Source organism: Micromonospora acroterricola (assembly GCF_003172955.1).
GTDB lineage: Bacteria > Actinomycetota > Actinomycetes > Mycobacteriales > Micromonosporaceae > Micromonospora > Micromonospora acroterricola.
In genome coordinates, this window is sequence record NZ_QGKR01000106.1 from 1 (window position 1) to 11,178 (window position 11,178).

An 11,178-nucleotide genomic window follows, 5' to 3' on the forward strand; every position below is an offset into this window, starting at 1 on the left:
GCGGCACCCGGCCCACCGCCCGCAAGGCGACCGGCTGATCGCACATCACCCCTGTCCGGCGTGCTGGTCGGGCTGATCGCGGGTTGGTGTGCTGGTCGGGCTGATCGCGGGTTGGCGTGCCGGTCGGGCTGATCGCAGGCTGGCCCGGTGCGACGCGCCGGTCGGAGATCTCGGCCGGTCACCGGAAGCGGATCACCGGCGGCGCTGTCAGGATTGAGCCGTGGTCATCCGACGCGTACTCGCGCCCCGCATCGACTTCGGTGCCCTGCGCCGTGAGCTGGGCCTGCCCGAGGGTTTCCCGGCCGCCGCCCAGAAGGAGGCCGACGAGGCGGCCGCCGCGCCACCGCGGCCGCCCGTCGACCGCACCGACGTCCCGTTCGTCACGGTCGACCCCGCCACCTCCCGGGACCTGGACCAGGCGATGCACCTCGCCCGTCGCCCGGGTGGCGGCTACCGCGTGCGGTACGCGATCGCGGACGTCGCCGCGCACGTCGGCCCGGGTGGCGCGCTGGAGGCGGAGACCTGGCGGCGGGGGCAGACCGTCTACCTGCCCGACGGCAGCGTGCCGCTGCACCCGCTGACGCTCAGCGAGGGCGCGGCCAGCCTGCTGCCCGACGACGACCGGGCCGCGGTGGTCTGGACCATCGACCTGGACGCCGACGGCGGCACCGTCGCCGTCGAGTTGGAACGCGCCCTGGTCCGCAGCCGGGCCAAACTCGACTACTCCGGGGTGCAGGCGGCGGCCGACGCCGGGCGGCTGCCCGACCCGATCGCCCTGCTGCCCGAGATCGGCGACCGGCTCACCGCCCGGGGCCTGCGTCGCGGCGCCATCAACCTGCCGCTGCCCGAGCAGGACGTGGAGCCCGACGGCGACGGCTGGCGGCTGGTGCTGCGCGGCCCGGTGCCCATGGAGGAGCACAACGCGCAGATCTCGCTGCTCACCGGCATGGCGGCCGCCGACATCATGCTGGCCGGCCGGATCGGCCTGCTGCGCACGATGCCGTCGCCCAAACCGGAGGCGGTGCAGCGACTGCGGGCCGCCGCCGCGCCGCTGGGCGTGCACTGGCCGGACGGCGTGGCCCCGGGCGAGGTGATCGCCGGGCTGGACCCCGCGCAACCGCGGGCCGCCGCGTTCATCGACCAGGCCGCCGAGCTGATGCGCGGCGCGGCGTACACCGCGTTCGACGGGACGCTGCCCGAGCAGCCGGAGCACGGTGGCGTGGCCGCCGCGTACGCCCACGTCACGGCGCCGCTGCGGCGCCTGGCCGACCGGTACGCCACGGAGGTCTGCCTGGCCCTGCACGCGGGCCGGCCGGTGCCCGACTGGGCGCGCGCCGCGCTGCCCCGACTGCCTGAGGTGATGGGCACGACCGACCGGACCGCCTCGGCGGCCAGCCGGGGCGCCGTCGAGCTGACCGAGGCGGTGCTGCTGGCACACCGGGTGGGGGAGACCTTCGACGCGGCGGTGCTGGACGTGGACGCCTCGCCCAACGGCCGCTCCCGCCCCCGCCCGCCCGGCGGAACGGTGGCCCTCGACGCCCCGCCGGTACGCGCCCGCTGCCTCGGCGAACTGCCGCTCGGCGAACGGGTCCGGGTCCGGCTCGTCACCGCCGACCCGGCGACCCGCACGGTGCTGTTCGAGCTGGCCTGAGCGGCCTGCTCGCGGGTCCTGGCGTGGGCTGGCCTGGTGGGCCTGCTCGCAGAGTTGTCGTGCGGACTGGCGTGCTGAGGTTGCTCGCGAGGTCCTTGCGTGGGCTGCCTTGACTGCCTTGACTGCCTGGTCTGCTGGCCTGCCTGGCCTGTCTAACCTGCCTGGTCTGCCTGGCCCTTGGCCTGCCTGCCTGGCCTGCTGGACTGCCTGCCTGCCTGCCTGCCTGCCTGGCCTGCCTGGCCCTTGGCCTGCCTGCCTGGACTGCTGGCCTGCCTGCCCTGGCCTGCTGGACTGCCTGGGCGGCCTGCTCGCGTGGTCCCTGTCCGGGCTGCCCTGGCGCTGCGCAGCGAAGATTGTCACAGCGCCGGGCGCTGCTGCCGGCCAGGGTGGTTTGCGAGGATGAGTCCATGGCATACGACGCGAGCACGCTGCCCGACGTGTCCGGGCTGACGGTCGGCATCATCGGGGGCACCGGCGACCAGGGGCGGGGCCTCGCCTACCGGTTCGCCCGCGCCGGGCAGACGGTGCTGATCGGCTCCCGGTCCGCGGAGCGGGCCGGAGAGTCGGCCCGCGAGATCGCCGCCCTGCCCCGGATGCCGGCCGACGTCAGCATCACCGGCGCCACCAACGACGAGGTCGCCCGGCGCAGCGACGTGGTCATCATCGCGGTGCCGTGGGACGGGCACGCCGCCACCGTCGCCGCCCTCGCCGAGCCGCTCGCCGGCACGATCGTCGTGGACTGCGTCAACCCGCTCGGCTTCGACAAGCAGGGCCCGTACGCGCTGACCGTCGCCGAGGGCAGCGCCGTGCAGCAGGCCGCCACGTTGCTGCCCGACTCCCGGGTCTGCGCGGCGTTCAACCACGTCAGCGCCCCGCTGCTGGCCGACCCCGAGGTCGACCGGATCGACCTGGACGTGCTGATCTGCACCGAGGACCGCGAGCTGGTCGACGTGGTCGGCGCGCTCGCCGCCCGGATCCCCGGGATGCGCGGCATCTACGCCGGCCGGCTGCGCAACGCCCACCAGATCGAGGCGTTCACCGCCAACCTGATCGCGATCAACAAGCGCTACAAGGCCCACGCCGGCATCCGCGTCACCGACCTCTGAGTGGCGTCTGCGGCCGCGTCTCTTCTTCGGCCGCGTCTCGTCACTGGCCGCGTCTCTTCTTCGGCCGCGTCTCGTCACCCGTTGCGTCTCGTGACCCGCTGAGCCGCGCGAGGCCCGCCCTGAGCTCGATCGGCGGCTGTGCCTCGTCGGCACCCGAGCCTGCTCGGCCGCTGTCTCGGTGGCCGCTGAGCACGGAGGACCTGGTTGGCGCACCGCCGGATGAAGAGACGCCCCGCAGCTCCTCGGTGAGGCCGTTGCGGGTGGCCCGGCGCAGCCGGTCGACCCGGACGATTTTATGGTTCGGTGGCATTCGAAGGGGTGCTGCCGACTCGTCGGTGGGCGACGGTGCGAGCGTTGTTCGACGGTCGCTCACGTTCGCCGGTGGTACTGGTTGCGGCGAGGGAGCTGATCGGGATCGAGCCAGGCCGGCGGGACGAACTCCGGGTGACCGTCGCCGCCCAGGCGGACGGCCCAGTCGCCACCGTGGACGTGCCTGTGGTGGTGGGGGCAGAGCAGCACGGCGTTGTCCAGGCTCGTGCCGCCGCCGTCCGCCCAGTGTCGGATGTGGTGGGCGTCGCACCAGCGGGGCGGGCGGTCACAGCCCGGGAAGGCGCAGCCACGGTCGCGCAGAACCAGGGCGCGCCGCAGGGGGCCGGTGACCAGCCGACGTTGCCTGCCCACGTCGAGCAGTTGCCCGGCGCCGCCGAGGACGGCGGGCAGGATGGCCGCGTCGCAGGCGAGCCGGCGGACAGCCGCCGGGGTGAGTCGGACGCCGGTGTCCAGGGTGCCTGCGTCGAGCTGCCGGAGCAGGCCGTCATAACTGGTGGTGACGACGATCTGGGCGGGTTCGCCACCATGCTCGGGTAGCTCGCCGGTGCGCAGGGTGAGCCGGCAGAGGTCGGCGAGCGCGTCGTGTCGGCGTTGCCCGGGGGTACGCGGATCGTCCGGGCCCGACGGTGCCGTCAACGGCTCGATCGCGGCGCGTAGCAGGCCGGCCGCCTCGGCGTCCAGGCTGCCGGTCAGCCGGAGGCGACCGTCGTGCAGCTCGGACAGCGTGACGTGACGGTCGCGGGCGGCCCGGTGGGCTTCGGCCTCCAACGCGGCCTGGGCGGCGGCCTCGGCGACCTCCGGCGCGACGTGGTCGAGGATCCGCGTGCCCAGCCTGCGGAGCAGAGCGGGATCGAACTGCCCCGCCCACTCGACCAGCACGTCGACGGCCTTGTCCGCAGCCTCGGCGCCGGCGGCGGCGTGCACGGTGCTGACCGTGTCGGAGATGACCCGGGCCTGGTCCAGGCTGATGTCCCCGTCGGCCAGCGCACGGCCTACCCCCGGGGCGCTGGCGTCCAGCGCGGCGGCGAGGTCGACCAGCCGGCGGGCAGCCGGGACGGTGAGCCGCAGCCGGTCGCGCAGCCAGACCGCCGTCGAGGACGCGCCGTGGGCGACGGCCGCGCCGCGGCCGTCCAGCTCGCGCACCAGGGCCACCTTCACCGCAGCGAGGCGTTGCTCAAGGCGGTGCGCGGCGTCGAGCGCCGCGATGAGGTCATGCTCGGCAGCGGCCCAGGTGGCCGCGTCCAGGCACGCCGCCACCGCGTCCTCCGCCTGCGTCAACTCCTCGACCACAACCAGAGACTAGAACACATGTACGACAGTTTTAGTCATCATGATCGATTGGCTCGCTGGTCGCTGGTCGCTGGTCGCTGGTCGCTGGTCGCTGGCTCGCCGGCTGGCGGGCTGGTCCGCTGGCCCGCCGGTCCGCTGGGTGGCCGCAGCTGCCGCTTCGCGGGGTCGCAGCTCAGGAGCGGGGGCCGCCCAGCGGGCGGAAGCGCCCCGCCGGCCGGCCCCGCGCCGTCGGCTGCCCCGGCCGTCGGACGCCCTGGCCGTTGCCTGCCTGGCCGTCGCTGCCCGCGCCGTTGACTGCCCCGGCCGTTGGGCTGCCCTGGCCGTTGCCTGCCTGGCCGTCGCTGCCCGCGCCGTTGACTGCCCCGGCCGTTGGCTGCCCTGGCCGTTGCCTGCCCTGGCCGTTGCCTGCCCTGGCTACAGGCAGTCCTAGAAGGTGTGCTCGGCTGCCGGGAAGTCGCCGCCACGGACCTCGTCGGCGAATCGGCGGGTGGCGTCGGTGAGGGCGCCGGCCAGGTCCGCGTACCGCTTCACGAAGCGTGGCGCCCGGCCGGTACGCAGGCCGGCCATGTCCTGCCAGACGAGCACCTGCGCGTCGGTGGCCGGGCCGGCCCCGATGCCCACCGTCGGGATTGACAGCTCGTGGGTGACCTGCTTGGCCACCTCACCCGGCACCATCTCCAGCACCACCGCGAACGCGCCCGCCTCGGCCACCGCCCGTGCGTCGGCCAGCACCTCGTCGGCCGCGTCGCCCCGGCCCTGCACCCGGTAGCCGCCCAGCGTGTGCTCGCTCTGCGGCGTGAAGCCGATGTGCGCCATCACCGGAATGCCGGCGCCGACGATCGCGGCGATCTGCGCGGCACAGCGACGGCCACCCTCCAGCTTCACCGCGTGGCAGCCACCCTCCTTCATGAACCGTACGGCGGTGCGCAGCGCCTGGGTCGGGCCCTCCTCGTACGAGCCGAACGGCAGGTCGCCGACGATCAGCGCCTGCCGGGTCGCCCGAACCACGGCCCGCACCAGCGGGAGCAGCTCGTCGGCGGTGACCGGCAGGGTGGTCTCGTAGCCGAACACGTTGTTCGCGGCCGAGTCACCGACCAGCAGCACCGGCACTCCGGCCTGGTCGAAGATCGCCGCGGTGTACTGGTCGTACGAGGTGAGCATCGGCCACCGTTCGCCGCGCTCCTTGGCGGCGATCAGGTCCCGCGTGCGGACCCGTCGGGTGGCCGGCCCGCCGTACAGCGCGGTCACCTCGTTCGGAGTGGACTCCACCATGACTGTCTCCTTCCTCGAGGCCGCCTGCGCGGTCCCCGGGTTCCCTGGCGATCGTCGCACCGTCGGACGGGGTGACGGCAGGGCGCAGTGCAAGATGTCACTCCACGGCGGCGCACGCCGGACGGGCCACCAGCGCACCCTGCCCGACCAGGCCGCCGGCCGAGCACCCGGACCGGGCCGCCGGCCGAGCACCCGGACCAGGCTGCCGGCCGAGCACCCGGACCAGGCTGCCGGCCGAGCACCCGGACCAGGCTGCCGGCCGAGCACCCGGACCAGGCTGCCGGCCGAGCACCCGGACCAGGCTGCCGGCCGAGCACCCGGACCAGGCCGCCGGCCGGGCACCGGACCAGGCCACCGGCCCGGCCGCCGGTTCAGCCGTGCTCGCGCCAGCGGTTGGTGATCGGGAGTCGGCGGTCCCGGCCGAACGCCTTCATCGAGATCTTCGTGCCCGGCGCCGACTGCCGTCGCTTGTACTCGGCGGTATCCACCAGCCGCAGCACCTTGTCCACCACCGCCGGGTCGTGGCCCGACTCGACCAGCCCGTCCCGGCCTAGGTCGCCGTCGACGTAGCCGATCAGGATCGGGTCCAGCACGTCGTAGTCGGGCAGGGTGTCGCTGTCGAGCTGGCCGGGGCTCAGCTCGGCGCTCGGTGGCTTGCCGATCGAGTTCTCCGGGATCGGGGCGGTCTCGCCCCGACGGCCCGCGTCCGCGTTGCGCCACTTCGCCAACCGCCAGACCAGCGTCTTCCAGACGTCCTTGATCGGGTTGAAGCCGCCCACCGAGTCGCCGTACAGGGTGGAGTAGCCGACCGCCAGCTCGCTCTTGTTGCCGGTGGTCAGCACCAGGTGGCCCTCCTGGTTCGACAGCGCCATGAGGATCACACCGCGTACGCGGGCCTGGAGGTTCTCCACCGCCACCCCGGAGAGCGACAGGTTGGCGAGGAAGCCGTCCACCATCGGCTGGATCGGCTCGACGCGGTAGTCGAGCCCGGTGCGCTTGGCGAGGTCGGCGGCGTCCTCCCGGGAGTGCTCGGAGGAGTGCTGGCTGGGCAGCGACACCCCGACCACGCGGTCCGCGCCCAGCGCGTCGACGGCCAGGGCGGCCACCACGGCCGAGTCGATGCCGCCGGAGAGGCCGAGCACGACCGACGGGAACCGGTTCTTGTTGACGTAGTCGCGCAGGCCGAGCACCAGCGCCTGCCACACCTCGGCCTCGTCGGCCACCGGCTCGATCAGCCCGCCGTTCGCGGGCGGGCCGGACCGCGTGGGTGGGATGCCGTCCACCGTGCTGTGCGCCACCCGCATGCCGTCCGCGACGGCCTCCGGGGCGGGCGACGCGGTGGCGGCCGGCAGCTCGAGGTCGTGCACGAGCAGGTGCTCGACGAACTGCGGGGCCCGGGTGAGCAGCTCGCCGTCGGCGGCCACGATCATCGAGTCGCCCTCGAAGACCAGCTCGTCCTGGCCGCCGATCATGTTGACGTACGCGATGACGGCGCCGGCCTCGGCGGCCCGGCGGCGGACCAGCGGCAGTCGGATGTCGTCCTTGTTCAGCTCGTACGGCGAGCCGTTGATATTGACCACCAGGCCGACCCCGGCCTGCCGGGCGGCGGCGAACGGGCCGCCGGCCTGCCACAGGTCCTCGCAGATGGTCAGCGCGACGTCCACCCCGCCGATCCGCACCACCGTCAACGTGTCGCCCGGGATGAAGTAGCGGTCCTCGTCGAAGACGCCGTAGTTGGGCAGGTGGTGCTTGAAGTAGCGGGCCGCCACGGCCCCTCGGTGCAGCAGCGCGGCGGCGTTGCGGGCACCCCGGCCCGGCTCGGCGTCCCCGCTGACCTGAGGCGGGCCGTCGGCGTCCAGGTAGCCGACCACGACCGGCAGCTCGCCGAGGCCGTCCGCGGCGAGGTCGGCGGCGAGCCGCTCCAGGGCGGCCCGGGACGCGGCGACGAAGGATCGACGGAAGACCAGATCCTCGACCGGGTACCCGGTCAGCATCATCTCCGGGAAGAGCACGAGCTGGGCGCCGGCGTCGGCGGCCTGGCGTGTCCAGCTGCGGACCAGGTCGGCGTTGCCGGCGAGGTCGCCGACGCTCGGGTTCACCTGGGACAGGGCGAGACGCAGGGTGGGCATGTCCTCATCTTGCCCCAGCGCCGTCCGGGTGGCCCGCGGCCTCCGCCGAGACGACGGCCACGCGCTGCGGCGGCACCCCGGTCCGGCGAGACGGCAGCGCCACGCTGCGGCACCGTCCGCGCGGCGGGACACGACGGGACGGGCGGCGGCGGTTCGCGTAACGTCTGCGTAACCGGGCCCGGGAACACTGGGCGGTCAGGTCGGGTGCAGCCCGACCAAGGCGGACAAGAGTGTCGCGAGGGGTTGGGGAAGTGGACCGTCAGCAGGAGTTCGTCCTCCGTACGCTGGAAGAGCGGGACATCCGGTTCGTCCGGCTGTGGTTCACGGACGTGCTGGGCACGCTCAAGAGCGTCTCGGTGGCGCCTGCCGAGCTGGAGGCGGCCTTCGAGGAGGGCATCGGCTTCGACGGCTCGGCGATCGAGGGCTTCGCCCGGGTCTTCGAATCGGACATGGTGGCCATGCCCGACCCGACCACCTTCCAGGTCTTCCCCTTCGAGGGCGGGGTCAGCGGCGAGAGCGCCCGGATGTTCTGCGACATCCTGTTGCCCGACGGCGGGCCGTCCTGGGCCGACCCCCGGCACGTGCTGCGCCGGGCGCTGTCCAAGGCCGCCGAGAAGGGCTTCACCTTCTACACCCACCCCGAGATCGAGTTCTTCCTGCTGGAGAACGGCCCGCAGGACGGCTCGGTGCCCACCCCGGTGGACACCGGCGGCTACTTCGAGCACACCACGCACGCGGTCGCCCGGGACTTCCGCCGGCAGGGTGTGCTGGCGTTGGAGCGGATCGGCATCTCGGTGGAGTTCAGCCACCACGAGGTCGCGCCCGGCCAGCAGGAGATCGACCTGCGCTACGCCGACGCGCTCACCACCGCCGACAACATCATGACCTTCCGGCACGTGGTCAAGGAGGTGGCCCTCTCCACGGGAGTGCAGGCCAGCTTCATGCCGAAGCCGTTCACCGACCAGCCGGGCAGTGGCATGCACACTCACCTGTCGCTGTTCGAGGGGGAGCGCAACGCCTTCCACGACAGCGGCGACCCGATGAAGCTCTCCAAGGTGGCGAAGTCGTTCATCGCCGGCCTGCTGGTGCACGCACGGGAGTACACGGCGGTCACCAACCAGTGGGTCAACTCGTACAAGCGGCTCTTCCCGCAGGCGCTGCCGGACCGGATCACCGAGAGCCCCGCGTACGTCTGCTGGGGTCACCTGAACCGGTCCGCGCTGGTCCGGGTGCCCGCGTACGGCAAGCCCAACTCGGCCCGGGTCGAGGTCCGCTCGCCGGACTCGGCGGCCAACCCCTACCTCGCCTTCGCGGTGCTGCTCGGCGCCGGCCTGAAGGGCATCGAGGAGGGCTACGAGCTGCCGCCGGGCGCCGAGGACGACGTCTGGTCGCTGACCAGCGCCGAGCGGCGCGCGATGGGGTACGAGGCGCTGCCGGAGAACCTCGCCGAGGCGATCGACGTGATGGCCGGGTCCGAACTGGTGGCCGAGGTGCTGGGCGAGCACGTCTTCGACTTCTTCCTGCGCAACAAGCGGGCCGAGTGGGAGCAGTACCGCCGCGAGGTCACCCCGTACGAGCGGCAGCGTTACCTGGCGCTGTAGTTGCGGGGCTGACGCGCTTGCGCGCTGCCGCTATCGTCTCGATCACCGCGCCGGTACCCCATCCGGGCGGAGAGTCGGGAGGCAGTCGGTGCTGGAGGATCTGCTCAGCGGTGCCTGGCAGAGCGTCGTGTTCGGGGTCGTCGGCGTCGGGCTGATGGCGGCCGGGTTCGGCCTGGTCGACCTGCTCACTCCCGGTCGGTTGCGGGAGCTGATCTGGGTTGACCGCAACACCAACGCGGGGCTGCTGCTCGCCGCCAACCAGCTGGGCATCGCCGGGATCGTCTTCACCGCGATCCTGACCAGCTACAGCGACTTCGGCAAGGGGCTCGCCTCCACCGTGGTGTTCGGGCTGGTCGGGTTGGCCATCATGGCGCTGGCCTTCGTGGTGCTCGACCTGCTCACCCCCGGCAAGCTCGGCGAGGTCATCTGCTCGGCCGAGCCGCACCCGGCGGCCCGGGTCAGCGCCGCCACCCACTTCGGCGCGGCGCTGATCGTCTGCGCCTGCATCGCCTGAGCCGGGCCCTGCGTCGTCGGCACGCGACGGGCGTCGTACCCCGGCCGTAGCGTGCCGGGCATGAACCGCACGGACCGCCTCTACGCCCTGGTCGAGGAGCTGCGGGCGATGTCGCCGCGGCCGCGCAGCGCCCGCTGGCTGGCTGCCCGCTTCGAGGTGAGCAGCCGCACCATCGAGCGCGACATCGGCGCGTTGCAGGAGTCCGGCGTGCCGATCTGGGCGGAGCCCGGGCGCACCGGCGGCTACGTGCTGGACCGCGCCCGCACCCTGCCCCCGGTCAACCTCACCGCCGCCGAGGCGGTGGCGATGGCCGTCGCGCTGCACCGACTCGCCGGCACGCCGTTCGCCGGGCCGGGCGCCACCGCGCTGCGCAAGCTCATGGCGGTGCTGCCGGCCGCCGACGCGGCCGAGGCGCACCGGCTCGCCGGCCGGGTGCACCTGATCGGCGACGGGCCGGCAACGCCCGTCCCGGCCGTCGTCGCCGACGCGGTCACCGCGCGGCGGGTGCTGCGCATCCGGTACGCGGACCGCGCCGGCGCCGAGTCGGCACGTGACGTCGAGCCGCTCGGCTACCTCGGCAACGCCCGGCACTGGTATATGCTCGCCTGGTGCCGGCTGCGCGACGAGCTGCGGTGCTTCCGCACCGACCGGATCCGGGGCGTCCGGGCGCTGCCCGAGCTGGTGGCCCGGGAGCTACGGCCGGCGGATCTCGACATCCCGCACGATCGGGTCCGCCGGCTGAGCCTGGTCTGAGACCGACGGTGGGGCGCGGCGGTCGCCGAGCCGGGGAGTGTCGGCACCGCCCTGGGCGGTGCGGACCCCGTCGGGTGATGCGGAAACACCGACAGGACGGTGTCGCGGACGCCCCCGAAACTGCTCCTGACGACGGCCGAACGGCTGGCACGAAACTGGAGGCAGCAGATGTCCACGACGCCCATCACCTGGTTCGAGATCGGCACGGACCGACCGGAGGAGGCGGAGCGCTTCTACGGCGAGCTGTTCGGGTGGACCTTCGAGGAGCAGGGCTCCACCAACGGCGGGTCGTACCGCGTGACCGGCGCCGGTGGCGACACCGGGATCGGCGGGGCGATCCGGGCGACCGACGGGACGTCGCCGAACTACGCCGTGTTCTACGCCGAGGTCGCCGACGTGGCGGAGACCTGCCGGCGAGCCGAAGCGGCCGGCGGCAAGGTGCTGGTGCCGGTCCGGACGGCGCCGAGCGGGCTCACCCTCGCCCACCTGCTCGACCCGGCCGGCAACCACCTCGGCGTGTTCACGCCCCCAC

Annotated in this window: 9 protein-coding genes; 6 read left to right on the plus strand and 3 right to left on the minus strand. The window is 73.7% G+C overall.

Annotated elements, in window-relative coordinates; genetic code table 11:
* The first annotated feature begins 220 nt into the window (after positions 1-220).
* Together DKT68_RS03285 and npdG are read left to right on the plus strand one after the other, a co-directional pair.
* Positions 221-1,651 (plus strand): RNB domain-containing ribonuclease, encoded by a 1,431-nt coding sequence (locus DKT68_RS03285; RefSeq protein WP_109815952.1) that lies wholly within the window; start codon positions 221-223, stop codon positions 1,649-1,651.
* 407 nt (positions 1,652-2,058) lie between these two features.
* On the plus strand, positions 2,059-2,757 hold the full coding sequence (gene npdG / locus DKT68_RS03290; protein WP_109815953.1) for an NADPH-dependent F420 reductase: 699 nt from the start codon (positions 2,059-2,061) through the stop codon (positions 2,755-2,757).
* A gap of 369 nt (positions 2,758-3,126) precedes the next feature.
* On the opposite strand, the gene DKT68_RS03295 is transcribed toward npdG, so the two are convergent.
* The 3 genes from DKT68_RS03295 to DKT68_RS03310 form a co-directional block, all read right to left on the minus strand.
* Positions 3,127-4,377: an HNH endonuclease signature motif containing protein gene (locus DKT68_RS03295; protein ID WP_109815954.1), complete on the minus strand. Its 1,251-nt coding sequence runs from the start codon at positions 4,375-4,377 to the stop codon at positions 3,127-3,129.
* Positions 4,378-4,803: 426 nt separating this feature from the next.
* Positions 4,804-5,649: a 3-methyl-2-oxobutanoate hydroxymethyltransferase gene (panB, locus tag DKT68_RS03300; protein WP_109815955.1), complete on the minus strand. Its 846-nt coding sequence runs from the start codon at positions 5,647-5,649 to the stop codon at positions 4,804-4,806.
* A 371-nt stretch (positions 5,650-6,020) separates the two neighbouring features.
* Positions 6,021-7,778, minus strand: a complete 1,758-nt coding sequence (locus DKT68_RS03310; RefSeq protein WP_109815957.1) for an NAD+ synthase — start codon at positions 7,776-7,778, stop codon at positions 6,021-6,023.
* Between the two features lie 251 nt (positions 7,779-8,029).
* Between DKT68_RS03310 and glnA the strand changes: the two genes are divergently transcribed.
* From glnA to DKT68_RS03330, 4 genes are all read left to right on the plus strand, one after another.
* On the plus strand, positions 8,030-9,379 hold the full coding sequence (gene glnA, locus DKT68_RS03315) for a type I glutamate--ammonia ligase (RefSeq protein ID WP_088949504.1): 1,350 nt from the start codon (positions 8,030-8,032) through the stop codon (positions 9,377-9,379).
* A gap of 88 nt (positions 9,380-9,467) precedes the next feature.
* A complete protein-coding gene (locus tag DKT68_RS03320) occupies positions 9,468-9,893 on the plus strand; it encodes a DUF350 domain-containing protein (RefSeq protein WP_109815958.1) in 426 nt (141 codons plus the stop codon).
* 60 nt (positions 9,894-9,953) lie between these two features.
* On the plus strand, positions 9,954-10,646 hold the full coding sequence (locus DKT68_RS03325) for a helix-turn-helix transcriptional regulator (protein ID WP_109815959.1): 693 nt from the start codon (positions 9,954-9,956) through the stop codon (positions 10,644-10,646).
* Between the two features lie 168 nt (positions 10,647-10,814).
* Positions 10,815-11,178: VOC family protein (locus DKT68_RS03330; RefSeq protein ID WP_109815960.1), on the plus strand; the 364-nt coding region annotated here is incomplete at its 3' end.